The organism is Delftia sp. DS1230, from assembly GCF_040112715.1.
GTDB lineage: Bacteria > Pseudomonadota > Gammaproteobacteria > Burkholderiales > Burkholderiaceae_C > Comamonas > Comamonas tsuruhatensis.
On record NZ_CP157763.1, the window covers coordinates 5018200 to 5042191 of the forward strand.

Below are 23992 nucleotides of genomic sequence, written 5' to 3' on the forward strand. Positions count from 1 at the left end.
CGCCCTTTCACACCTTGTCCAGAAAAGCCCTCTTGTGGCGCCATTCCTGCCATTCGGCAGGCGCCTCGGCGCCCGAGGTGATGCCGCTGCCGATGCCGCAGCGCAGTTCCGCACCACGCGCCACCACCGTGCGTATGGGCACATTGAAGGTGGCGTGCACGCGCCCCGCTGCGATGCCGGGCCGCACCACGCCCACGGCGCCGCAGTACACGCCGCGCGGACCCGATTCCAGTTCGTGGATGAGCCGCATGGCCTGGCGCTTGGGCGCACCCGTGATGGAGCCGCAGGGAAACAGTGCCGCAAACACGTCCGCCAGGCCCGTGCCGGGCCGCGTGCGCGCCTGCACGTCGGACGTCATCTGCCACACGGTGGGCAGGGGTTCGGCATGGAACAGGCGCGGCACCTGGACGCTGAAAGGCTCGGCAATGCGCGAGACATCGTTGCGCAGCAGGTCCACGATCATCACGTTCTCGGCCCGCTCCTTGGGCGAGGAACGCATGGCCTGGACATTCGCCTCGTCCTGTGCAGGCGTGGCGCCACGGGGCGCCGTGCCCTTCATGGGGCGCGTGAGGATGCGCTCGCCATCCCAGTCGAAGAACAGCTCGGGCGAGACGGACAGCACCTGCTCGTCGCCGCTGTCCATGCAGGCCACGTAGCCGCCGGGCTGGGCGCGTCGCAGCGCGGCGAACAGCGATGGGATGTCGCCCAGCAGCCGGCCCATGAACTGGGCCGTGTAATTGATCTGATAGCAGTCACCGGCCGCAATCGCCTCGTGGATGCGCGCAATGGCGGCATCGAAATCGGCTCGCTCCAGGCCGGGCTGCCATTGCACCTGAGATTGCACCTGAGGGCCGATCTCGACCGCGTCCGCGTCTTCAGGCCAGGGCCGGGGGCCGTCGAAGACGGCAAACCAGGCCAGCGGCTCGCCTGGCGGCGTGGCATGCAAGGCGCCCGCGTAGGCCGCGTCAAACGCCGCCGCCGCCTCGTAGCGCACCCAGCCCAGGCACCACAGGCCGGCCTGGGCAGCCTGCTGCACGGCGTCAAGCACACCGCGCACCTGCTCGGGCGCATGGGCTGCCAGGCTGCGCAGCGGCGGTCCGAAGCCATGGCGCAGCCGGGCGGCCGAACCGTCATGGGGGTTGGGAAAATCGATCAGAAAATTCACAAAACGGCCGTCAACGCATGCTGTACTTGCATCAGCAGCTTCGCTATCGATAGCAGCCACTGACACGGGGCCGCCCAGTGTAGAGCGAGGGAAACAAAAAAGCGCCCCGAAGGGCGCCAAACCAAGCGTCCCGAAAGGACGCTTTCCACCAACAGGCCCGGCACCATGCCGGACCCATATCCATTCACATCACTTCTGGGTGACAGTGTGCTGGCCTTCCAGGCGGGCCACGGCCTCGCGGTAGGCAGGGCCGCTGCGCAGTTGCTGGTAGCGGGCCAGGCCGCGCTGGTATTCGGCCGAGTTGTAGCCGATTTCGCGGTCAGCCGAGGGCGAGGGCAGGTAGGTCATGCCTGCCTGGTGCCACATCTCGAGGTCGGCCAGCACTTCGGCGCGGCTCAGGCCTGCGGTGGCGGAGGACGAGGGGGAAACGGCTTCTTGGGCCATTGCAGTGCCGGCAAGGCCCAGGGTCAGGGCGGCCAGTGCAGCGGAGAGGGTACGCATGTCAGATCCTTTCAAAAGGCCGCTCGGCATTCATTTCCTCACGGCATGGACGTACTATGCGGCGCTGCAGCATTCTTCGTCTGTGCGTTTTCTCACGTGTTTTGGCATCCGGCCCGGGCGGCCCGCTGCCTTTTCACCCGTGCTCCCCTCGACAGAAGGCCGATTCACGCGTTCTAGAAACAGTGTTTTTCGCGGCTTGAAACAGCCGCGGCAGACAAGGCTCAGCGCGCTTCCTCGAGCAGCACGCGCAGGCCTTCGACATGGCAGATGCGCAGGTTGCGGCCTTCGCGCCGCAGCAGGCCCAGGCGCACCAGGCGCGACATCTCGCGCGCCACTTCCTCGCGGCTGGAGCCCAGCATCAGCGCCAGATCGGTCTGCCGGGGTGCGGGCGCCAGCAGGGCCTGCCCCTGATCGATGCCCGCGCGCTCGGCACGTTCCAGCAACTGGGTATGCAGGCGGCTGCGCACCGACAGCGTTCCCAGGTCCACCATGCGGCGCGCCAGCGCCACGGCCAGGTCGCTGAGCCGGCCGATGAAGGCGCGCAGGACCTGGGGCTCGTTCATGAGCAGGGCTTCCACATCCTCATGGGCCAGCGAGGCAATCAGGCTGGGGACGCCTGCCTCCACCACCAGGGGCATGGCCGTGCAGCCCGCCTGCTGCTGCGGCAGACCGCCGAAGAACACGCCCTGGGCAATCTCGCCCAGCGTGAGCCCGCGCCCGTTGGGGGCATAGCTGCTGACGCGCAAGCCGCCCTGCACGAGCATGTAGAGACGCTGATCGGTGTACGCGCCCTCCAGCGTCTGGTGCAGCGCCAGATGCTGCCAGCGGCATTGCGCGGCCAGTTCGGCCAGGCGCTCGTCGGACAGGCTTTGCAGCACATGGACCTGGCGCAGGCCCTGCCAGGCCACGGCGGGAAGAAGCGGAGATGTCTGTAAGGAACCGGACATGGTGCAACACCGTTGAAGCGCATCCGCAGGGCCTGTGCGGGCCCTGTCGTCCGTCGCGGGAAGTACAGCATAGCGGGATCGCATAGACTCGTCGCGCGCCGGGAATCGCACTGTCCGGCTCCCCGGATGGCCGCACCGCGCAGCACAGAAAAAAGGGAGGGCTTCATGGAATCGAGCATCGAATCGGCACGACCACCCGCGCGCCTGCAGGCCACCGTGGCGGCCTGGGCGCAATCCGTCGAACAGGCGATCGCCAGCCAGCAATGGCATGGCGCGTGGCGTGCACTCATAGACGCCGCCCTGCCGGCCGAAACCGCCGTGCAGCAGAGCCTGCTGACTGCGCTGGACGCCTGGGATGGCCTTGCGGCCGATTCCGGTGCAGAGCCCCGCCGCGCGCTGGTGCAGCAGGCCTTCGATGCCCTGCATGCCGCCCATGCCCCGGGCCAGGCGCTGCAGGCCGACTCCGCACATCCCCGCGCGCACCGCGCGTACCGTGTACAGGGTCGGCAACTGGTCAAGCGCTACCGGCGCGGCGGCTTTGCGCTGGGGCCGGTGGATGTGGCCGTGGAGCCCGGCACCATCCTGGGACTGGTGGGCGAGAACGGCAACGGCAAGACCACATTGCTGCGCCTGCTGGCCGCCGATCTGGCGCCCGACGCAGGGCATCTGGACTTGGGCGTTCCCGCCACCGATGCCTACCTGCTGCGCACCCAGCTCGCCTATATCCCCCAGCGCCCGGCCGTCTGGGGCGGGCGCCTGATGGACCATCTGCAATTCGCCGCGCGCAGCCATGGCGCCGTGGGCCAACGCAACATCTGCCTGGTACAGCTGGTCATCGCGCAGCTGGGGCTGCGCGCCTTCCGGGGCCACCAGTGGAAACAGCTGTCCTCGGGCTACAAGATGCGCTTCGAGCTGGCGCGCGCCCTGCTCTGCCGGCCGCGCGTGCTGCTGCTGGACGAGCCGCTGGCCAATCTGGACATCAACGCCCAGCAGACCCTGCTGACCGATCTGCAGTCGCTGGCGCGCTCGCCCTGGCAACCCATGGCCCTGGTGCTGAGTTCACAGCAGCTGTACGAGGTGGAAAAGGTAGCCGACCAGGTGCTGTTCCTGGAGCAAGGCCAGCCGCGCAGCGTCCAGCAGAGCTTTGCCGCCATGCAAGGCTGCGCCATCGAGTTCGAGACCGGCTGGGCCATGGCGCAACTGAAACCCTGGCTGGACCGGCTGCCATCCCATACGCACCAGCTCAGCGGCCAGACCCACATCGTGAGCTTTCACGTGCCCTTCACGGCAGCGCAGTTCCTGGCGCAGGCCGTGCAGGCAGAGATGCCCGTGCGCTATTTCCGCGACATCACCGCATCCACCCGCCGCCTGTTCGTGAGGGACTGAGCCATGCCACGTTTTTCCGATATGACGAACCGCTGGGACCAATGGGTGCTGATGCGCTGCCCCCTGCTGTGGCAGTTGCGGCTGCACTGGTATCTGCCGCTGGCGCTGCTGTGGTGCGTGCTGGTGCTGGGCATCTGGATGCAATGGATGGCCGAACCCGCGCGCTGGATGGGCTCCCTGCCCGGCGTTGCGTCCACGGCACAGCAAACGCCCGAGCAATTGGCACTGGACATCGGCTCCGTCGTGGCCTGGATCGTGGCGATCGGCCTGGCGCTGTGGTGGTTGCTGCGCGTGCGCATCCACAACCGCTGGCGCGAACACGCCCCCGTGGGCCGCTGGGGCCTGTGGTGGGAGTACCTGTGGGGAGCCTTGTTCCTATCGCTATTGTTCGCGCCTGCGATCGCCTTTTCGCCCATCTATGAAATACGGATTCAGCGCCAATGGTCGGACACGGATGTCAATGCACAGATCCAGACTGTCGAGCAAGTCGCCGCCCTGGAGGCGCTTGCCGCGCCACGCCAGGCGGCCATGCTCGTGGAATGGATACGTGTGCTGCGCGAGGAAGAGGTCGATCCGGCGAAGTACCCGAGCATCCAGGCCCTGGTCTGGTTGATGCGCGGAGACCAGGGCGCGATTGCCGCGACGCTGGAGCGCTACGGCCAGCCATTGCAGGCCAGAGGCTATGTGCGCCAGTCTGCCAGCTCCGCCCGGGACCAGGCGGAGCACCTGCTGGCCAGCTACCGCAGCGCGCTGCAATCCCCCCTGGCCCAGGAATGGCGCGCCTACCTGGCAGCGAACCCGCAACCAGAGACTGGCGAGAAGGTATCCAGAGCGCAGAACTCCAACTGCAAACCAGCCCTGGGTCGCAGCAGGCCTTTGGATCTGGAGCCGGATCCGCGCAAATGCTTCGGTACCTATCTGGCCCAGAGCAACCGTGAGTGGCTCATGCTGCTGGAGATGTTCGACAGCCGGTGGAGCCCGCTGCAGCATGTGCAATGGAAGCACGCGCGCTACGGCCTCGCCCTGCCGGCCTACCAGGAAAGCCATCTGCGGCGCGCTGACAGGTCCCGCGACGACGAATGGCCAAGGATGTCCCAGTTGCTTGCGGCCGCCAGCGCTGGCTTTTTCCTCGCCTTGGCCCTGGTGCTGGTGCGCCTGATGCCTGCCATGCAGCTGGTGGCCTGGGGCGCATGCCTGCTCCTGACCTTGCTTGGCAGCGTGCTGGCCGGGATGCTGGGAATCACCAACCTCTATGTGCTGGGGCTGTTTCCAGCCGCGCTGATATCGGTCGCCTGGCTGCGCATCCGTGTGCTCAAGCGCCCCTGGGCAGGCGCGGTGCTGCTGGCCCTGGGCATGTCGCTGGCCCTGATATGGCTCGCCGCCGCCTGGTCCAAGTGGTCCGCACTGCTGTTGCCCCAACCCGCCGGCAGCGCAGGCCTTTGGACGGATACCCAGCACTGGCTGGACCTGCTGATGGGCGCGCCTGCCGTGGCAGCCAGCACGGCCATGCTCGTGGCTCTGCTGTCTCCGCTGTGGCGCCGATGGCGTGGCCTGCCCGAAAGGTGACGGAAAGCAAAGGACAGCTCAGGGACAGGTGCCCCCCGCGCGCATCGCATAGACTCGCGGCAATTCCATCCCCCTCCGAGCGCCCCATGACCCAAGCACCCGTCACCGCCGGCACGCCCTACGGCACCATCCCTCCCGCCTCGCCGCTGCCCCAGCGCCGCCCCGTGAGCCTTCCGCGCCTGGCGCAGATGCGCGAGGCCGGCGAGAAGATCACCATGGTCACCGCCTACGACGCCACCTTCGCGGCCGTGGCCGATGCGGCCGGCGTGGAGTGCATTTTGGTGGGCGATTCGCTGGGCATGGTCTGCCAGGGCCTGCACAGCACCGTGGGCGTGTCGCTGCAGGACATGTGCTACCACACGGCCAGCGTGGCGCGCGGCCTGCACCGCGTGCAGGGCACGGCCTGGCTGATCGCCGACATGCCCTATGGCAGCTATGCAGAAAGCCGCGAGCAGGCCATGCGCAGCGCCTGCGAGCTGATGCAGGCCGGCGCCCATATGGTCAAGCTCGAAGGCGGCGGCTGGACCGCGCCCACCGTGCAATTCCTGGTCGAGCGCGGCGTGCCCGTCTGCGCCCACCTGGGCCTGACGCCGCAGACCGTGCATGCGCTGGGCGGCTACCGCGTCCAGGGCAAGAGCGACGAGGGAGCGGCCACGCTGCGCCGCCATGCGCTGGAACTGCAGGATGCAGGCGCCTCCATGCTGGTGCTGGAGATGGTGCCGGCACAGCTGTCGCGCGAACTCACGGCCGAGCTGCCGCACTGCCACACCATCGGCATCGGCGCGGGCAGCGGCACGGCCGGACAGGTCCTGGTGCTGCACGACATGCTGGGCGTGAACCTGGGCAAGATGGCCCGCTTCGTGCACAACTTCATGGCCGATGCGGGCAGCGTCAAGGGCGCCTTCGAGGCCTATGTGCATGCCGTGAAGAACGGCAGCTTCCCCGACGACAGCAAGCACGCCTGGTAGTCCGGCAGGCTGCACGGTCCGTTTTTCCGCTTCCCGCTTCCCGTTCCCCCGCTTTCCCGCTTCCCCGCTTCCCCGCTTCCCCATGCAAATCGTCCACTCCATCGCCGACCTGCGCGCCATCCTGGCCAGCAAGGGCCGCCCTGCCTTCGTGCCCACCATGGGCAACCTGCACGATGGCCACCTGTCCCTGGTGCGCGCCGCGCGCCAGCACGGCGACATCGTCGTGGCCAGCATCTTCGTGAACCGCCTGCAGTTCCTGCCGCACGAGGATTTCGACAGCTATCCGCGCACCTGGGCGCAGGACTGCGCCAAGCTGGAGAGCGAAGGCTGCGACCTGCTGTTCGCCCCGCGCGAAGCCGATCTCTACCCCGAGCCGCAGACCTTCAAGATCCAGCCCGACGCGCAGCTGGCCGACATCCTCGAAGGCCATTTCCGCCCCGGCTTCTTCACGGGCGTGTGCACCGTGGTGATGAAGCTGTTCTCGGCCGTGTTCTTCGCCAGCGGCGGCGGCACGGCCGTGTTCGGCAAGAAGGACTACCAGCAGCTGCTGGTGATCCGCCGCATGGTCGAGCAGTTCGCCCTGCCCGTGAACATCGTGGCCGGCGACACGGCGCGCGCCGACGACGGCCTGGCGCTGAGTTCGCGCAACGGCTACCTGAGCCCCGATGAACGCCAGCAGGCCATGGCGCTGTCGCAGGCACTCAAGCAACTGGCCGACGCCACGCGCGCAGGCCAGGCGCCGCTGGCCGAACTGGAGGCATGGGCCATGCAGTCCCTGGCCGCACAGGGCTGGGAGCCCGATTACCTGACCGTGCGCCTGCGCCGTGACCTGCAGCCGCCGGCCGAGGGCGCGCAACTGGCCGGTGCACCACTGGTGGCCCTGGGCGCCGCGCGCCTGGGCAAGACGCGCCTGATCGACAACCTGGAATTCTGATTCAGCGCAAAACCCTGGCGGCCATGGCAGTCCAAGCTGGATGCCATGGCCAGGAAATTCCCCATCCACCCCGCCCATCCCGAGCGCACCTGCTGGGGTTGCGACCGCTACTGCGCCCGCGACGAGCTGGCCTGCGGCAATGGATCGGACCGCACACAGCACCCGGTGGAAATCTTTGGCGACGACTGGATGGAGTGGGGCCTGCCGCCCGAGCCGGCGGCAGACAACGCAGCCAGCCTGAAGGACGCGGCGCGCTGAAGTCGCCCACCCCACTTCAAGCGACCGCGGCCACCTCGGCGGCGAGCGCGTCCACCAGCCACTGCACCTCGGCCACGGCCGGCCGGTGCAGCGGCAGCAGCGCATGGACCTGGAAGGGAATGGAAAACGCCAGCGGACGCACCACCAGCTGCGGCCCGGCGCAGACTTGCGCCGTCAGCGGATTGACGATGGCCACGCCCAGGCCATGCTGGACCATGGCGCAGACCGCCACGGCGCTGTGGGTTTCCAGGTGCAGCTGGCGCTGCACGCCGGCCTGCTCGAACACGGCATCGATCTGCTGGCGATAGGGGTCGTCTCGCGCCAGGCTGATGAAGCCCTCCCCCGCAAAGTCGCCCGCCTCCAGCACCGGGCGGGCCGCCAGCGCATGCCCTGCGGGCAGCACGGCCACCTCGTCCATGGCGGGCAAAGCCAGAGCACGCGTGCCGGGCGGCGCCTCGGCCAGTTCGGCCAGGCCCAGGTCGTAGCGCTGGGCGGCCATCCACTCCTGCAGCAGCGGCGCCTCCTGCGTGGCCACGCTGACGGCCACGGGGCCATGCTCCGCATGCAGCCGCGCCAGCGCTGCGGGCAGCAGCGCATGGCTGAGCGCGGGCAGGCACAGCACGTTGATGCGCGCCTGGTGCGGACGCCCCAGGGCCAGCGCATGTTCCACCACCCGGTCCAGCCCCTGCCAGCTGCGCTGCACCTCGGCCCACAGCGACAGGGCGCGTGCCGTGGGCCGCAGCCGGCCCTGGGCGCGCTCGAACAGCGCATAGCCCAGCAGGCTTTCCAGGCGCGCCAGTTCGCGGCTGACGGTGGGCTGGGAGCTGTACAGCATCTGCGCCGCCGCCGTGGCGCTGCCGCTGAGCATGAGCGCGCGAAACACCTCCAGGTGGCGGTGGGAGATGCGGGGTTCGGGGGACGTGTGCGGCAGCTCGGGGTCTTGCATGACCAAAGCATATCCAAATCAAATGGACACCATAAGAACAAGCATTGGACTGAATGACTCCCATCCGCCATGATGCGCGGCAGTTCCCCTGAAAGAGACACCATGTCCAATCCCTTCTCGCCCGCCCAGCTCTGGGCTCTGGCCGACCAGCACGGCACGCCGCTGTGGGTCTATGACGCCGCCACCATCCGCGCGCGCATCGCCCAGCTCAAGGCCTTCGACACCATCCGCTTTGCGCAGAAGGCCTGCTCCAACATCCACATCCTGCGGCTGATGCGCGAGCAGGGCGTGAAGGTGGATGCGGTCTCGCGCGGCGAAATCCTGCGCGCGCTGGCCGCCGGCTACGCGGCCGGCCATGGCGACGACCTGCACAGCGACATCGTGTTCACCGCCGACGTGATGGACGAGGCCACGCTGGCCTGCGTGGCCGAGCACAAGGTGCCCGTGAACGCCGGCTCCATCGACATGCTGCACCAGCTGGCCCAGGCCTCGCCCGGCCATCCCGTGTGGCTGCGCATCAACCCCGGCTTCGGCCACGGCCACAGCAACAAGACCAACACGGGCGGCGAGCACAGCAAGCACGGCATCTGGCACAGCGACCTGCTGGCGGCGCTGCAGGCCATCCGCGACGGCGGCCTGAAGCTGGCCGGCCTGCACATGCACATCGGCTCGGGCGTGGACTACGGCCATCTGCAGCAGGTCTGCGGCGCCATGGTCGAGCTGGTGCGCGCCACCCGCCAGGCCGGCCATGACCTGCAGGCCATCTCGGCCGGCGGCGGCCTGTCCATTCCCTACCGCGATGGCGACGCCACCATCGACACCGCCCACTACCACGGCCTGTGGGATGCGGCACGCAAGGACGCCGAGGCCATCGTGGGCCACGCGCTGGGCCTGGAGATCGAGCCGGGCCGCTTCCTGGTGGCCGAATCGGGCGTGCTGCTGGGCCAGGTGCGCGCCACCAAGAACGCGGGCAGCAACCATTTCGTGCTGGTCGATACGGGCTTCAACGAACTGATGCGCCCTTCCATGTACGGCAGCTGGCACGGCATGGAAGTGCTGCGCCGCGACGGCCAGGCCATGCCCCTGCGCGATGCCGTGGTCGCCGGCCCGCTGTGCGAATCGGGCGACGTGTTCACCCAGGGCGACGGCGGCGTGGTGCTGCCGCGCGCGCTGGCAGGCGCCTCGGTGGGCGACCTGCTGGTCATCCATGACACGGGCGCCTATGGCAGCTCCATGTCCAGCAACTACAACACGCGCCCGCTGGCCGCCGAGGTGCTGGTCGATGGCGACAGCACCCGCCTCATTCGCCGCCGCCAGACGGTGGAGGAACTGCTGGGTCTGGAGCTGGGCCTGTAACTGGGCCTGTAACTGGGCATGTAGCGCGCCAGGCGCCAGGATTTCTGACGCAAAAAAGCCCCGGGGCCTTCCAGCTCCGGGGCTTTTTCATCGCCGGGCCGCCCCAAGATGAAAAGCGGCCCCCTCGGGGGGCAGTGGACCTTGCGCAGCAAGGGGAGCGTGTGGGCCATTTTTCATGGACACCGAAGAATCACTCGCCGCGTGGATCGCGCGCCATCAGGTGCTGCACGGCCTCGGCGGCCTGCAGCCGGCCGTCCAGCAGCTCGACCACGGTTTCGGTGATCGGCATCTCCACATTCAACAGCCGCGCGCGCGCCAGCACGGTGCGTGCGCTGTACACGCCCTCGGCCACATGGCCCAGCGAGGCCACGGCCTGCTCCAGCGTGCGGCCCTGGGCCAGCAGCAGGCCCACCTTGCGATTGCGCGACAGGTCGCCCGTGGCCGTCAGCACCAGATCGCCCAGGCCGGACAGGCCCATGAAGGTCTCCACCCGTGCGCCCAGGGCCAGGCCCAGTCGCGTCATCTCGGCCAGGCCGCGCGTGATCAGCGCGGCGCGGGCGTTCAGGCCCAGCTGCAGGCCGTCGCACAGGCCGGTGGCAATGGCCAGCACGTTCTTCACGGCACCGCCCACTTCCACGCCCACGATGTCGGCGTTGGCGTAGACGCGCATGGCATCGCCATGGAAGGCCGCGACCAGAGCGTCATTGACCTCGGCATGCCGGCTGGCCGCCACCAGGGCCGTGGGCTGGTGGCGCGCCACCTCGGCCGCGAAGCTGGGGCCGCTGAGCACGCCGCACAGCAGATCGGGCGCCACCTCGGCGCAGACCTCGTGCGCCATCAGTCCATGGGCGGCGGCCGACGCGCCTGCGGGCACGGCCTCGAAGCCCTTGCACAGCCACACCACGGGCGCCCGCACATTGCGCAGGCGGCCCAGCCATTCGCGCAAGGCCGCCATGGGCGTGCCGATCACGATCAGGTCTGCCGCAGCCAGATGGCCGTCGATCTCGCCATGCACCACCTGCAGCGCGGCAGGCAGCGCCACGCCCGGCAGGTAGCGCGCGTTCTCGCCGCTGTCCCGCATGGCCTGCGCCTGGGCAGCGTCGCGCGCCCACAGCGTCACGACACGTCCGTCATCGCGCGAGGCCGCGCTCATTGCCAGCGCCGTGCCCCAGGCGCCTGCACCAATCACCACAATGTTCATATCTGCCCGACGTTGAAGAAGCGACGTTGATGAAAAAAAGAGGCCCTCGGGCCTCTTTTCTTGTACCACAGCGATGCGACGCGCCTGGGCGCAAGTCTCATCGGCCGGGATGGGACCGGCTTACTGCGGCAGCGAGTTGCCGTCCGCCTGGGCGGCTGCCTGCTGCTGCTCGTACATGGCCTGGAAGTTGATTTCGGCCAGGTGCACGGGCGGGAAGCCGGCGCGTGTGACCACGTCGGCCACGTTGCCGCGCAGGTAGGGATAGATGATCTGGGGGCAGGCAATGCCGATCACGCCACCCATCTGGTCTTCGGGCACGTTGCGGATCTCGAAGATGCCGGCCTGCTTGGCCTCGACCAGGAACACGGTCTTGTCCTGGATCTTGGTCTGCACGGTGGCCGTCACGGCCACTTCGTAGATGCCTTCGGCCACGGGAGTCGCCTCGACGCCGAGCTGGATGTCCACGCTGGGCTGCTCCTGCTCCAGCAGGATGGCGGGCGAATTGGGCTGCTCCAGCGACAGGTCCTTGAGGTAGACGCGCTGGATCTGGAAGACGGGAGTGTCCTGTTCGGCCATGGAATCAGTCTTTCTGGGCAAAAAACCCTGGCACGGCGGCCAGGGCATCAAAAAAATCACCAACAAAATGCCCGCTGCCAATAGGTTGCGCAGCGGGCACCTGGGCCTGCATTATGCAGTGCCCGTGTTTCAGCTTTGCAGCATGGGCACCAGGCCACCGTCGGCGTCCAGCGCCATCAGGTCGTCGCAGCCGCCCACATGGTGGTCGCCGATGAAGATCTGGGGCACCGTACGGCGGCCCGTGCTCTGCATCATCACGTCACGCGCGGCAGGGTCGGTATCGATGCGGATCTCTTCGATCTGCTCCACGCCCTTGGACTTGAGGATCTGCTTGGCCCGAATGCAATAGGGGCAGACAGCGGTGGTGTACATCTTCACGGCTTGCATATGCGACTTTCTTCGAGTGGGCGGCTTGCCGGCTGCAGGCGCCGGGGACGCGGCGCAGCGGCTTCCATCGTGATCAACTGGAGGCGCTTCAGGCCTTTTCAACCGGCATGCCGGCATCGCGCCAGGCCTTCAGGCCACCGGCCAGGGCCTGGGCCTTTTCGTAGCCCAGCTTCTTCGCAATGCCTTCGGCACGCGAGGCGCGGTTGCCCTTGGTGCAGATCAGCACCAGCGGCAGGGCCTTGTTCTTCACGGTGGCAGGCAGCTTTTCCTCGAACTGGCCCAGCGGCACATTCTTGGCGCCATTGGCATGGGCGGCCGCGTACTCCTCGGGCTCGGAGACATCGATGACCACGGCCTTTTGGCGGTTGATCAGTTGCACGGCCTGCGCCGCCGTCAGCGAGCCGCCGCCTGCGCCGCGCACCAGGGGCAGCAGCAGCATCACGCCGGAAGCCAGCGCGATCAGGATCAAATACCAGTTATCGATGATGAATTTCACGTCATTCCTTGGGTTGGCAAACCTGTCAATTCTAGAATGCTGGCTTTTGCCCCCGCGACAGCCCAGCTTTGTCGCATCGAGAGACTTAGAAAGCCGCCATGTACAAGCTCGTGCTGATCCGCCACGGTGAATCCACCTGGAACCTCGAAAACCGCTTCACCGGCTGGACCGATGTGGACCTGACCGCCACCGGCGTCGAACAGGCCAAGAACGCCGGCCGCCTGCTCAAGGCCGAGGGCTATGACTTCGACCTGGCCTACACCAGCGTGCTCAAGCGCGCCACGCGCACGCTGTGGCACACGCTGGACGAAATGGACCGCACCTGGCTGCCCGTGCAGCACAGCTGGCGCCTGAACGAGCGCCACTACGGCGGCCTGCAGGGCCTGAACAAGGCGGACATGGCCAAGCAATACGGCGACGCCCAGGTGCTGGTCTGGCGCCGCAGCTACGACACGCCCCCGCCGGCCCTGGAGCCCCAGGACCCGCGCAGCGAGCGCAGCGACGTGCGCTACGCCCAGCTGGACCCCAGCCAGGTGCCGCTGACCGAATGCCTGAAGGACACGGTCGCCCGCGTTCTGCCGTTCTGGAACGAGTCCATCGCGCCCGCCATCCTGTCCGGCAAGCGCGTCGTGGTTGCCGCGCATGGCAACTCCATCCGCGCGCTGATCAAGTACCTGGACGGCATCTCGGATGACGCCATCGTCGGCGTCAACGTGCCCAATGGCATTCCGCTGGTCTATGAGCTGGATGCCGATCTCAAGCCCATTCGCCACTACTACCTGGGCGATGCCGAGGCTGCCGCCAAGGCGGCTGCCGCCGTGGCCGCACAGGGCAAGGCTTGAGCCTGACCCGCCTGAGGTGAGCGCCTGCTACGGAAATTGCGCTTGCTGCGCCGTTTTTAGGGAACCAGGCGGGCGCTTGCCTTTCCAAGCGGGTGTATATTGACGCGGTTAAAGGGGTGATATGGGCCAGAAAATCAAAATTGCCGGCTGGGTTTCCGTAGGCGTAATCGCCGGAGCACTGACCACGGTTTCCTTGCAGACCGTGGCCCGCGGTGCCATGACCCCGCTGCCGCTGGAAGAGATCCAGCAGCTGTCCGCCGTCTTCGGCCTGATCAAGACCGACTATGTCGAGTCGGTCGACGACAAGAAGCTGATCACCGATGCCATCTCCGGCATGGTGTCCAGCCTCGATCCGCATTCGCAGTACTTCGACAAGAAGTCCTACAAGGAATTCCGCGAGGGCACCTCGGGCCGCTTCGTCGGCGTGGGCATCGAGATCACGCAGGAAGACGGCCTGATCAAGGTCGTCTCGCCCATCGAAGGCTCCCCCGCCTTCCGCGCGGGCCTGAAGACCGGCGACCTGATCACCAAGATCGACGACACGGCCGTCAAGGGCCTGTCGCTCAACGACGCCGTCAAGCGCATGCGCGGCGAGCCCAACACCAAGGTGCAGCTGACCATCCTGCGCAAGGATGAAAGCCGCAGCTTCCCCGTGACCATCACGCGCGAGGAAATCAAGACGCAATCCGTCAAGGGCAAGGTCATCGAGCCCGGCTACGGCTGGATCCGTCTGAGCCAGTTCCAGGAACGCACGGTGGACGACTTCGTGCGCAAGGTCGAAGAGCTGTACAAGCAGGAACCCAACATGAAGGGCCTGGTTCTGGACCTGCGCAACGACCCGGGCGGCCTGCTGGACGCGGCCGTCGCCATCTCGGCAGCCTTCCTGCCGCCCGATGTGACCGTGGTGTCCACCAACGGCCAGCTGGCAGAGAGCAAGGAAACCTACAAGGCCTCGCCCAGCTTCTATGCCCGCCGCGGCATGGGAGACCCGCTGCAGCGCCTGCCCGCCTCGCTCAAGAAGCTGCCGCTGGTGGTTCTGGTCAACGAAGGCTCGGCCTCGGCCAGCGAAATCGTGGCCGGCGCCCTGCAGGACCACAAGCGTGCGGTCATCATGGGCAGCCAGACCTTCGGCAAGGGCTCGGTGCAGACCGTTCGCCCGCTGGGTCCCGACACGGGCCTGAAGCTGACCACGGCCCGCTACTACACGCCCAGCGGCAAATCCATCCAGGCCAAGGGCATCGTTCCTGACGTGATGGTGGACGAGACCCCTGAAGGCGATCTGTTCGCTGCCCTGCGCATGCGCGAGGCCGACCTGGAAAAGCACCTGTCCAGCGGACAGGGCGCCGAAGTCAAGGACGAAGTGCGCGAGAAGGCCCGCGAGGAAGCCCGCAAGCGCCTGGAGGAAGAGGCCAAGAAGCCCCTGGCCGAGCGTCGCCTGCCCGAGTTCGGCACCGAAAAGGACTTCCAGCTGCAGCAGGCGCTCAACCGCCTCAAGGGCCAGCCCGTCATGGTCAGCAAGACCCTGACCGAGCGCGAGCCCGAAAAGAAGGAAAACTGAAGAGCGCGGACCGGGTCCGCGCTCCCACCAAGCCGGGCCCGCGCCCGGCTTTTTCACGTCTGGAGACGCGAATGAACGACGATCAACTGCTGCGCTACTCGCGCCACATCCTGCTGGACGAGATCGGCATCGAAGGCCAGGAGCGCATCCTGGCAGCGCATGTGCTCATCATCGGCGCAGGCGGCCTGGGCGCGCCTGCCTCGCTGTACCTGGGCTCGGCCGGCATCGGCCGCATCACCCTGGTGGACGACGATGCCGTGGACATGACCAACCTGCAGCGCCAGATTGCCCACACCACCGATCGCGTGGGCCAGCCCAAGGTGCAATCCATACGCACGGCCGTGCATGCCATCAACCCCGGCATCCGCATCGATTGCCGCCAGCAGCGCGCAGACGATGCCCTGCTCGACGACCTCGTGCCCCAAGCCACGGTGGTGCTGGACTGCACGGACAACTACCGCACGCGCCACATGATCAACGCGGCCTGCGTGCGGCACAAGGTGCCCCTGGTGGCGGGGGCGGCCATCCGCCTGGATGGCCAGCTCATGGTGATGGACCCACGCGACGAGAACTGCGCCTGCTATGCCTGCGTATTCCAGCCGGAGGCGCAGTTCGAGGAAGTGCAGTGCTCGACCATGGGCGTCTTCGCCCCCGTGGTCGGCGTCATGGGCACGCTGCAGGCGGCCGAAGCCCTCAAGCTGATCGCGGGTTTTGGCACGCCTGCAACAAACCGCCTGACCATGTTCGACAGCCGCAGCCTCGATTGGAGTAGCATGCAAACCACCCGTGTGCCGGACTGTCCCGTTTGCGGCAACAAGGCGTAGGAATCGGCTGACTTCCAGGCCGATCCCCCACTGGCACAATCGCCCGCTGTCGCGCAGGACAATGAAGGCCGGGTTCCGCCGGACTCCGATTGCCATCCGCGTCCCTATTGGATACAGCCGTGAAATTGCGCACCTATCTTGTTGAAGACAACCCTACGATCCGCGAGAACCTGATCGCCACGCTCGAGGAACTCGCCGATGTCGAGGCCGTGGGCATCGCCGAGACGGAAAGCGCGGGGACGGACTGGCTTCAGCAGAACCCCGACGCATGGGATCTGGCCATCGTCGACCTGTTCCTGCGCCAGGGCAGCGGCCTGGGTGTGCTCACCGCCTGCCGCGAGCGCCAGCCGCACCAGAAGATCGTGGTGCTCAGCAACTACGCCACCCCTGACATCCGCAGCCGCTGCGCCCAGCTCGGCGTGGATGCGGTCTTCGACAAGTCCAATGAGATCGATGCACTCATGGACTATTGCATGAATATCGACGCCGCATCGCTCAATCAACTCAAAACAGCCTGAACCCAAAACACGGCATTTTTACTCTCCATCAAAGAAAAAGGCTGCACGACTTGATAATCGTGCAGCCCGTATTTTCTATTGACTGGAAATCAGTCGATCAGCCGGTTTTTCAGCGCGTAATACGTGAGATCGCTGTTGGATGACAATCCCATTTTCTCCATAAGCCGCGTGCGATAGGTACTGACCGTCTTCACGCTCAGCGAGAGCGATTTCGCAATATCACCTGCCGTTTCGCCGCGCGCGAGTTTGAGGAAGACCTGGAACTCACGCTCGGACAGCTGTTCATGCGCTGGCGCGTCATCCTTGCGGTTGAGCTGCTGGGCCAGCAGGTCGGCCACGGCCGGCGTCAGGTAGCGGCGGCCCAGGGCCACGGTGCGGATCGCTTCGGCAATCTCCTGGGGATCGCATTCCTTGTTCAGGTAGCCGCTGGCGCCCTGCCGGATCAGGTTGATCGCGTAGTGCTCCTCGGGATATCCGCTCAGGATCAGGATGCCCATGTCCGGGGCCTTGGCCCGCAGCATGGCCAGCGCATCGATGCCGCTTTGCCCAGGCATGGACAGGTCCATCAGCAGCACGTCGATCTCGTGGGCTCGGACCAGGTCGATGGCCTCACGGCCATTGGCGGCCTCACCGACTACACGCAGGTCCACATGTTCCGAGAGAAACTGACGCAGACCCGAGCGCACAATTGCATGGTCGTCCACAATGCCGATTCTGATCATGAATACCTCTTTTTCGGGGGACCAGCAGGAACGCCGGTCGTGCAAACAATATATGGTAACGGCCGGGGCAGGAACTGCTCCGGCTGCCGATAACACGAATTATGCAGAATATCGGCGAAGATCTTGTAGGTGAGAGGATGCTTATGCGTTGGATAAATTTCCGAAGAATTGCGATCAGCCTGGCATTTGCCATCGTTGCGGCCGTGCTGCTTGTCAGCATTAACGAGGCCAGCTACAAGCGCTCGACCAAGGCGCTGGAGGCCATGACCCAGACCCAGGCGACCCGCTCGGAAATCAGCCAACTGCTGCGGTTGATGCTCGATGCCGAGACCGGCCTGCGCGGCTACCTGCTTACGGGGGAGGAGCGCTACCTGGAGCCCTACAGCAAGGCGATCACGGCCATCAACTACAACATGGACGAGTTGCGCCAGATCTTCATCTACGACCCCCAGGAACTGGCCATCTTCACGCCGCTGGCCCGCCAGGTCGAGCGCAAGATGAGCGAGATGGAGTTGAGCCTGCGCCTGTACCGCCAGGGCAACGAGGAAGCCTGGCGCTTCGTCATGTTCACGGACGTGGGCATGGAGAACATGGACGCCATCCGGGACTACACCGGCAAGCTGCTGTCAGGCATAGACGAGCGCTCGGCCAAGAACCTGCAGGATATCGAGCACACGCTGTCGCTGTCGCGCATAGGCATTGCCACGGTGACCGCGCTGGGCGTGCTGGGCTTTTTCATGTACCTGCGCCAGGCCCACGCGCTGCAGCAGGCCCATCAGCGCGAGCAGGAAATCCAGCGTGACGAGCGCAACCGCCTTGAAGCCCTGGTGCGCGAACGCACGGCCACGCTGACGGAGCTGGCCAACCACTTGCAGCAGGTGCGCGAGGATGAGCGCGGCCACCTGGCGCGCGAGCTGCACGATGAACTGGGCTCGCTGCTGACGGCGGCCAAGCTCGATGTGGCCCGGCTCAAATCCAAGATCGACCTCAGCGCCCCCGACGTGGGAGAGCGCGTCAGCCATCTGGTGGAGACGCTCAACAGCGGCATTGCCCTCAAGCGCCGCATCATCGAGGACCTGCGTCCTTCGTCACTGTCCAACCTGGGCCTGACCACGGCGCTGGAAATCCTGGCACGCGAATTCGGCGAACGCAGCGGCATCGAGGTCACAGCGAACCTGGAGCAGGTGGAGCTGCCGGAGTCGACCCAGCTCACGGTCTACCGCATCGTGCAGGAGTCGCTGACCAATATCGGCAAATACGCCAAGGCCAGCCACGTACTGGTCTCCGTGCACAACTACCCGACCTATGTGACAGTGCAGATCCAGGACGATGGCGAGGGCTTCGAGACCTCGGCCATGCGCCCCAACTCCCACGGGCTGGCCGGCATGCGCCATCGCGTGGAGGCGGCAGGCGGGCGGCTGACCGTCTCCTCCGAACTGGGCAAGGGCACGGCCATCTCCGCCGTCATTCCGCTGAGCCCGGCATCCGCCTGACCACGACGCATCGCCTGCACGCACAACCCCTGCCCGGCACCGCCCTGGCAGGGGTTTTTCTTGATGCGCACTGCGGGCCGGCGCTTTTCCTACACCCACCCCCTGCCTAACCCTGACGCCATGCCACGCCGGGGACCGTCAATCCGGCCTCGGGCGGCTCGGTACAGTCAATCGCATGGGAACAGCACTCGGCTCCTGACAGCCAGATGCCGTTTCTTGGCAACGAACAACCAAGGAGTTCTACATGCTGCACTACGCCATCGTGTTTTTCGTGATCGCTCTCGTCGCCGCCATCTTCGGCTTTGGCGGAATTGCGGCAGGTGCTGTAGGCATCGCCAAGATCCTGTTCTATATTTTCGTGATCATGGCTGTAGTCACCTTTGTGATGAGCCTGATCAAGAAGTAGCGGCGGCGCCGCCTTCAGCCACCTGCCAGCCCAAGCCCGCCTCCGGCGGGCAGCCAGCCCGGCAGCCCGACCGCCTTTCCCATTCATGCAAGTTTTGAGGAGATAGAACCAATGAGCCAAGCCGAGAAAGCCGTGAACAAAGCCGCCGATACCGCCAAGGACGTTGCCCAGGACGTAGCAGACACTGCCAAGGAAGCCGTCAACACCACGCGCCGCACTGCAGCAAATGCTCTGGACAAGGCCGAGGAAGGCGTGAAGTCCATCGAGCGTGAACTGAATCCCGTCATCGACGACCTCGCGGCACGTGCCCAGGAACTGGCCACGCGCGGAATCAACTTCTGCGCCGACAGCTCCGACCGCGCCCGCCGCCAGCTGCAATCTGCCACGGAAGCCACCACGCGCTACGTCATCGAGCAGCCTGGCCGCTCCATGCTGCTGGCAGCAGCCACGGGCGCAGCCCTGGCCACCGCGTTCTTCATGAGTTCCCGCTCGCGCAAGTGAGCTGCAGCCCAGCCCCCCGAGTTCCCTCGACTACCGTTTCCCTCAATTTCTTGTCCAAGAAAGAACTGACCATGCAAAAGTACACCCGTGCCATCGCTTTCGCTCTCGTCGCCGGCGCCACCGTGCTCGGCACCACCGCCTGCTCCGTGGCCCGCGACCAGCAGACCGTGGGTTCGTATGTGGATGACGCCGGCATCACCACTGCCGTGAAGGCCAAGATGGCAGAGGACAAGAGCGTCTCGGCCACCTCCATCAGCGTCGAGACCCTGAACGGCACGGTGCAACTGTCGGGCTTTGCCAAGTCGGAGTCGGAAAAGGCCCGCGCTGCCGAGATCGCACGCACCACCAAGAACGTGCGCGAAGTGCGCAACAGCATCGTGGTTCGCCCCTGATGCAGGCCCCCATGGGGCCATCGAAAGGCCGGTGTCATCCGGCCTTTTTTCATTGCAGGGCCACCCCGGTGAAAACCACCATTGGGGGAATCTGACCTTGCAGCGCCAGGGCGACATGGGAATCATTTTTCATGGCGCCAGGGCATACGGCGTAAAGTGACCGACATGCGAGTTTTCAACTGCGATGCCTGCGGCCACCCGGTTTTCTTCGACAGCGTTCAATGCGTGCACTGCGGCGCCACCCTGGCCTTCCTGCCAGAGCGACTGCATGTGGCCTGCCTGCGACCGGTTTCCGGCGCGCGGGACAGCGCGCTGTGGGAGAGCCTGTCCTCCCTGGGCGCAGGCAAGCCGCCAGGCCGCCTCTACAAGATGTGCAGCCACCGGGGACCTGTGGGCCAGTGCAACTTCGCCCTGCCCGCCGACGACCCCCACGCGCTGTGCGAATCCTGCCGCCAGACACGCTGGCTGCCCGATCTGTCAGACCCGGCCAATGCCTTGCGCTGGACCAAGATCGAGGCGGCCAAGCGCCAGCTGTTCTATACGCTGGCCCGCCTGGGCCTGGGCCCCAGGCCTGGAGAGGACGGGCCGCGCTTCGAACTGCTGGCCGACCTGCCCGGGCAGGCGCCGGTGATGACCGGCCATGCCAACGGCACCATCACGCTGAACGTGGTGGAGGCCGACGATGCCGAGCGTGCCCGGCGCCGCCAGGCGCTGCACGAGCCCTACCGGACGCTGGTGGGCCATCTGCGCCATGAATCCGGCCACTTCTTCTGGGACAGGCTGGTGGTGGGCGCGGGCCGTCTCGAGGAATTCCGCCGCCTGTTCGGCGACGAGCGCCAGGACTATGCCCAGGCCCTGCAGAACTACTACGCACGCAGCCCGCTGGATGGGCAGTGGCGCGACAACTTCGTCAGCGCCTATGCCACCTCCCACCCGTGGGAAGACTGGGCCGAAAGCTGGGCCCACTACCTTCACATGGTGGATCTGCTGGAGACTGCGGCCAGCTATGGCACCTGCATCACCTTGCCAGGAGGCGCAGGCACGGCGGCGGGCATGGGAACGCCGGCCGCGCTGTGCGTGCAGGACCCGTTCGCGGTCCCTGCCCGGCCGGACTTCGGCACCATGCTGGACCAGTGGGTGCCGCTGACACTGCTGACCAACAGCCTCAACCGCAGCCTGGGCCACGGGGATGCCTATCCGTTCGCTCTTTCAATGGGCGCGCGGCGCAAGCTGGAATTCGTGCATGCGGCCGTGAATGCAAGTGCCGCCACGCAGAGCGCCTGATATCGTGAACTCGTCATGGGGGCGGGCCAAGGCACCTGGCCGGCCTCCCTCTCTCAAGGAGCGCGATTGGCCTGCACCTTCTCAAGCAGTCGCGTGCGCACGTTGGGCGAGACGAACTTGTCGATCTCGCCATCCAGCGTGGCGATCTCGCGCACGAAGGTGCTGCTGATGAACTGGTAGCGGTCGCTGGGCGTGAGGAAGACGGTCTCCACCTCGGGCATCAGCGTGCGGTTCATGCCGGCAAGCTGAAACTCGTAGTCGAAGTCGGTGACCGCGCGCAGGCCGCGCACCATGGCCTTGCCGCCGCGCTCGACCACGAAGTCGCGCAGCAGGCCATGAAAGCTCTCGACCTGGACATGGGGATAGATGGACACGGCCTCGCGCACCATCTCCATGCGTTCCTCGAGATTGAACATGGTCTTCTTGTGGTGGCCGGCCGCCACGGCCACGATGACGTGGCTGAACAGCTGGGTCGCACGGCGCACCACGTCTTCGTGGCCCAGCGTGATCGGATCGAAGGTTCCGGGGTAGACGGCAATCACGTCGTGGCTCATGGCGTTCACTTTCCTTGGCTGCGCGTGCCCTGGTCCGGCACGGATGGCGCATTATGCATTGCACTGCAGCATGGCCCGTCGGCTGCGCGACAGCCGCATTCCTGCGCTGGAACACGGCTGCGGCGCCAGCCTACTCGTCCTGCGCGGCCTTGCGCAGCAGATGGGCGTGGACGGCACCCGCCTTGAGATGGCGGAACAGCTGCAGGCCGCCAGCCTCGGCCAGTTGCTCCTCGGTCCAGGCCTGGGGCGCCTCCAGATAGACATAGCCCTGGGCGGAGACGGCCAGCGCAGCGGCCTTCAGCGCAGGCTCGAACAGCTCGGCATGGTCGAACGGCGGATCGATCAGCACCAGGTCCAGCGTGCCCGGCGCCACCTGGCGCAGGCAGCCCAGGCCATCGCCGCGCAGCACGCGCACGGACTGGGCGTCCAGGCGCTCGCGCAGGCGCTGCAGCTGCAGCACCAGGGCGGCGTCCTGCTCGTTCATCAGCACGCTGGTCGCGCCGCGCGATGCGGCCTCGAAGCCCAGCGCACCCGTGCCCGCGAAGGCGTCCAGGCAGTGCCAGCCCGCCAGGTCCTGGCCCAGCCAGTTGAACAGGGTCTCGCGCACGCGGTCCGGCGTGGGGCGCAGGCCCGGGCGCTGCGCCACGGGCAGACGCGTGCGGCGCCACTGGCCGCCGATGATGCGGACCTCGCCCGCACCCGAGGGTGCCGGCTTGCCCGCCTTTGCCTTTGCGGCCGGTGCTGCGGCAGGCGCCTTGGGCGCCGCGGCCTCGGCCGTGGCCTTTTCCAGCCAGCGCTTTCCGGCAGGGGTATGCAGTTTGATGCTGTTGCGGCTCATTGCTTGCCTCCCACGACGACGGTCACCATGCGATCGGGCTGCAGCATGCGCTGCATGGCCTCGCGCACATCACGCACGGTCAGCGCCTGCACACGCTCGGTCCAGTGCTCCAGATAGTCCAGCGGCAGGCCGTTCCAGGCGATGTTGGCCACATTGCCCAGCAGCTTGCGGTTGCTGTCGATGCGCAGCGCAAAGCCGCCGATCAGATTGTCCTTGGCGGCCTTGAGCTCCTTCTCGGTCGGGCCGTCGGCGACAAAGCGGCGCAGCGTGTCCTGCGACACCTTCAAGGCCTCGGCCGCCTGGTCGGGGCGTGTCTGCAGGGCGATCGTGAAGGCACCCGCGTCCAGGCCTGGCGAGAAGTCGCTGTAGACGCTGTAGCTCAGGCCGCGCTTTTCGCGCACTTCCTCGGTCAGCCGCGAGGTGAAGCCTCCGCCGCCCAGGATGTGGTTGCCCACGAGCACGGCCATGAAGTCCGGGCTGTTGCGTGCAATGCCGGGCTGGGCGATCAGCACCTGCGCCTGGGCCGAGGCGAAGGGGATGTTCTCGTTGACCGGCGCCTTGAGCGCCTGCACCTTGGGCACGTCGGGCAGAGGCGCGCAGGCACTGGCGTCCTGGCCCTGGGCCGCCTGCAGCGGGGCCAGCAATTGCTGCACCAGCTGGTCGGCCTGCTCGCGGCTGACGGCGCCGACGATGCTGACCTTGGCACGGCAGGCGGCGATCAGCCGGCGGTGGAAGGACTGCATGTCCGACAGGTCGATGCGCGACAGGCTCTCGGCCGTGGCACGCGCACCGTAGGGGTGGTTGCCGAACACGCCCTGGCTCAGGGCCTTGCCGGCCACCGTTCCGGGGCGCGTGTCCGATTCCTTGATGGCCGCAGTCCAGCGCTCGCGCTCGCGCAGCCACACATCCTGCGGCCAGCTGGGGCTGGCGATCTGGCGCGCGGCCAGGGCCACGGCGCGCTGCAGCAGCGCGGGCTCGGTCAGGGAGCGCAGCCCATAGCTGAAGCTGTCGCGGCCCGCCTGGGCGCCAAAGCTGGCACCCAGATCGGCCCAGGCCTGGCCCAGGCCGTTTTCATCGAGAGCAGGCGCGCTGCCCTGGGCCGTGACGCCCTTGGACGCCATCAGCGCCACGGCGCTGGCCAGGCCGACCTGGTTGGCGGGATCGCGCCGGCTGCCGGCGTCGAAATCCATCTGCACATCGACCATGGGAATGCCCGGGCTGTCCACCAGCCAGACCTGCGCCCCGCTGGGCTGGGTCCAGTGCTGGATGGGCAGCAAGGCCCATGCGGACGTGGCGCCAAAGCCCAGGCCCACGCTTGCCAGCACGGAGCTGGCCACCATCTTTTTCATGTTCTTCATCTTCACTCCAGCGTG

At 66.8% G+C, this 23992-nt stretch carries 27 protein-coding genes; 15 read left to right on the plus strand and 12 right to left on the minus strand.

Annotated features, from left to right (window positions below; translation table 11 throughout):
- Positions 1–7 precede the first annotated feature (7 nt).
- The 3 genes from pabB to AAN986_RS22640 all read right to left on the minus strand — a co-directional run bounded on the left by pabB (position 8) and on the right by AAN986_RS22640 (position 2613).
- Complete coding sequence (gene pabB, locus AAN986_RS22630) at positions 8–1165, minus strand: aminodeoxychorismate synthase component I (RefSeq protein WP_047217961.1); 1158 nt, start codon at positions 1163–1165, stop codon at positions 8–10.
- Positions 1166–1354: 189 nt separating this feature from the next.
- On the minus strand, positions 1355–1666 hold the full coding sequence (locus AAN986_RS22635) for a DUF4148 domain-containing protein (protein ID WP_016449055.1): 312 nt from the start codon (positions 1664–1666) through the stop codon (positions 1355–1357).
- A 221-nt stretch (positions 1667–1887) separates the two neighbouring features.
- Positions 1888–2613, minus strand: coding sequence for a Crp/Fnr family transcriptional regulator (locus AAN986_RS22640; RefSeq protein ID WP_046239504.1), 726 nt, complete (start codon positions 2611–2613; stop codon positions 1888–1890).
- A 165-nt stretch (positions 2614–2778) separates the two neighbouring features.
- Between AAN986_RS22640 and AAN986_RS22645 the strand changes: the two genes are divergently transcribed.
- From AAN986_RS22645 to AAN986_RS22665, 5 genes are all read left to right on the plus strand, one after another.
- Positions 2779–3999: an ABC transporter ATP-binding protein gene (locus AAN986_RS22645; protein ID WP_047217991.1), complete on the plus strand. Its 1221-nt coding sequence runs from the start codon at positions 2779–2781 to the stop codon at positions 3997–3999.
- Positions 4000–4002: 3 nt separating this feature from the next.
- Positions 4003–5565 (plus strand): hypothetical protein, encoded by a 1563-nt coding sequence (locus tag AAN986_RS22650; RefSeq protein WP_047217962.1) that lies wholly within the window; start codon positions 4003–4005, stop codon positions 5563–5565.
- Between the two features lie 86 nt (positions 5566–5651).
- Entirely contained in the window at positions 5652–6533 is an 882-nt protein-coding gene (panB, locus tag AAN986_RS22655) for a 3-methyl-2-oxobutanoate hydroxymethyltransferase (RefSeq protein ID WP_012203749.1), read from the plus strand.
- Between the two features lie 82 nt (positions 6534–6615).
- The gene (gene panC / locus AAN986_RS22660) at positions 6616–7467 is read left to right on the plus strand and encodes a pantoate--beta-alanine ligase (RefSeq protein ID WP_016449059.1); all 852 of its coding nucleotides are present in this window, start codon (positions 6616–6618) and stop codon (positions 7465–7467) included.
- Positions 7468–7512: 45 nt separating this feature from the next.
- Entirely contained in the window at positions 7513–7725 is a 213-nt protein-coding gene (locus AAN986_RS22665) for a DUF3079 domain-containing protein (RefSeq protein WP_016454156.1), read from the plus strand.
- A gap of 16 nt (positions 7726–7741) precedes the next feature.
- On the opposite strand, the gene AAN986_RS22670 is transcribed toward AAN986_RS22665, so the two are convergent.
- Positions 7742–8671: a LysR family transcriptional regulator gene (locus tag AAN986_RS22670; protein ID WP_047217992.1), complete on the minus strand. Its 930-nt coding sequence runs from the start codon at positions 8669–8671 to the stop codon at positions 7742–7744.
- A 102-nt stretch (positions 8672–8773) separates the two neighbouring features.
- On the opposite strand from AAN986_RS22670, the gene lysA reads away from it, so the two are divergent.
- Positions 8774–10027 (plus strand): diaminopimelate decarboxylase, encoded by a 1254-nt coding sequence (gene lysA / locus AAN986_RS22675; RefSeq protein ID WP_016454154.1) that lies wholly within the window; start codon positions 8774–8776, stop codon positions 10025–10027.
- Between the two features lie 190 nt (positions 10028–10217).
- Here the strand turns inward: lysA and AAN986_RS22680 are convergent, their stop codons facing one another.
- The 4 genes from AAN986_RS22680 to AAN986_RS22695 form a co-directional block, all read right to left on the minus strand.
- Complete coding sequence (locus AAN986_RS22680; RefSeq protein WP_016454153.1) at positions 10218–11228, minus strand: NAD(P)H-dependent glycerol-3-phosphate dehydrogenase; 1011 nt, start codon at positions 11226–11228, stop codon at positions 10218–10220.
- A 120-nt stretch (positions 11229–11348) separates the two neighbouring features.
- A complete protein-coding gene (secB, locus tag AAN986_RS22685) occupies positions 11349–11804 on the minus strand; it encodes a protein-export chaperone SecB (protein WP_013803924.1) in 456 nt (151 codons plus the stop codon).
- A 129-nt stretch (positions 11805–11933) separates the two neighbouring features.
- Complete coding sequence (grxC, locus tag AAN986_RS22690; protein ID WP_016449064.1) at positions 11934–12191, minus strand: glutaredoxin 3; 258 nt, start codon at positions 12189–12191, stop codon at positions 11934–11936.
- A gap of 88 nt (positions 12192–12279) precedes the next feature.
- The gene (locus tag AAN986_RS22695; RefSeq protein WP_016449065.1) at positions 12280–12687 is read right to left on the minus strand and encodes a rhodanese-like domain-containing protein; all 408 of its coding nucleotides are present in this window, start codon (positions 12685–12687) and stop codon (positions 12280–12282) included.
- A gap of 98 nt (positions 12688–12785) precedes the next feature.
- On the opposite strand from AAN986_RS22695, the gene gpmA reads away from it, so the two are divergent.
- The 4 genes from gpmA (at position 12786) to AAN986_RS22715 (ending at position 16429) form a co-directional block, all read left to right on the plus strand.
- Entirely contained in the window at positions 12786–13529 is a 744-nt protein-coding gene (gene gpmA / locus AAN986_RS22700) for a 2,3-diphosphoglycerate-dependent phosphoglycerate mutase (protein ID WP_034390756.1), read from the plus strand.
- A gap of 121 nt (positions 13530–13650) precedes the next feature.
- Positions 13651–15087 carry a S41 family peptidase gene (locus AAN986_RS22705; protein WP_016449067.1) on the plus strand — a complete coding sequence of 479 codons (1437 nt, stop codon included), beginning with the start codon at positions 13651–13653 and terminating at the stop codon, positions 15085–15087.
- 71 nt (positions 15088–15158) lie between these two features.
- Complete coding sequence (locus AAN986_RS22710) at positions 15159–15911, plus strand: HesA/MoeB/ThiF family protein (protein WP_047217963.1); 753 nt, start codon at positions 15159–15161, stop codon at positions 15909–15911.
- 119 nt (positions 15912–16030) lie between these two features.
- The gene (locus AAN986_RS22715) at positions 16031–16429 is read left to right on the plus strand and encodes a response regulator (RefSeq protein WP_013803928.1); all 399 of its coding nucleotides are present in this window, start codon (positions 16031–16033) and stop codon (positions 16427–16429) included.
- An 89-nt stretch (positions 16430–16518) separates the two neighbouring features.
- On the opposite strand, the gene AAN986_RS22720 is transcribed toward AAN986_RS22715, so the two are convergent.
- On the minus strand, positions 16519–17151 hold the full coding sequence (locus AAN986_RS22720) for a response regulator transcription factor (RefSeq protein ID WP_012203736.1): 633 nt from the start codon (positions 17149–17151) through the stop codon (positions 16519–16521).
- Positions 17152–17294: 143 nt separating this feature from the next.
- Between AAN986_RS22720 and AAN986_RS22725 the strand changes: the two genes are divergently transcribed.
- The 5 genes from AAN986_RS22725 (at position 17295) to AAN986_RS22745 (ending at position 21227) form a co-directional block, all read left to right on the plus strand.
- Positions 17295–18644, plus strand: coding sequence for a CHASE3 domain-containing protein (locus tag AAN986_RS22725; protein ID WP_016449069.1), 1350 nt, complete (start codon positions 17295–17297; stop codon positions 18642–18644).
- A 244-nt stretch (positions 18645–18888) separates the two neighbouring features.
- A complete protein-coding gene (locus tag AAN986_RS22730) occupies positions 18889–19050 on the plus strand; it encodes a DUF1328 domain-containing protein (RefSeq protein ID WP_013803930.1) in 162 nt (53 codons plus the stop codon).
- A gap of 111 nt (positions 19051–19161) precedes the next feature.
- On the plus strand, positions 19162–19551 hold the full coding sequence (locus AAN986_RS22735) for a hypothetical protein (RefSeq protein ID WP_016449070.1): 390 nt from the start codon (positions 19162–19164) through the stop codon (positions 19549–19551).
- 71 nt (positions 19552–19622) lie between these two features.
- Positions 19623–19943 (plus strand): BON domain-containing protein, encoded by a 321-nt coding sequence (locus tag AAN986_RS22740; protein WP_012203732.1) that lies wholly within the window; start codon positions 19623–19625, stop codon positions 19941–19943.
- A 165-nt stretch (positions 19944–20108) separates the two neighbouring features.
- The gene (locus tag AAN986_RS22745) at positions 20109–21227 is read left to right on the plus strand and encodes a putative zinc-binding peptidase (protein ID WP_047217964.1); all 1119 of its coding nucleotides are present in this window, start codon (positions 20109–20111) and stop codon (positions 21225–21227) included.
- 53 nt (positions 21228–21280) lie between these two features.
- Here AAN986_RS22745 and coaD read toward each other — a convergent pair whose 3' ends face one another.
- The 3 genes from coaD to AAN986_RS22760 all read right to left on the minus strand — a co-directional run bounded on the left by coaD (position 21281) and on the right by AAN986_RS22760 (position 23977).
- The gene (coaD, locus tag AAN986_RS22750) at positions 21281–21781 is read right to left on the minus strand and encodes a pantetheine-phosphate adenylyltransferase (RefSeq protein WP_016449072.1); all 501 of its coding nucleotides are present in this window, start codon (positions 21779–21781) and stop codon (positions 21281–21283) included.
- Between the two features lie 130 nt (positions 21782–21911).
- Entirely contained in the window at positions 21912–22619 is a 708-nt protein-coding gene (rsmD, locus tag AAN986_RS22755; RefSeq protein WP_047217965.1) for a 16S rRNA (guanine(966)-N(2))-methyltransferase RsmD, read from the minus strand.
- The gene (locus tag AAN986_RS22760; protein ID WP_016454147.1) at positions 22616–23977 is read right to left on the minus strand and encodes a pitrilysin family protein; all 1362 of its coding nucleotides are present in this window, start codon (positions 23975–23977) and stop codon (positions 22616–22618) included. The genes rsmD and AAN986_RS22760 overlap by 4 nt, the downstream gene beginning before the upstream one ends.
- Between the last annotated feature and the right edge of the window lie 15 nt (positions 23978–23992).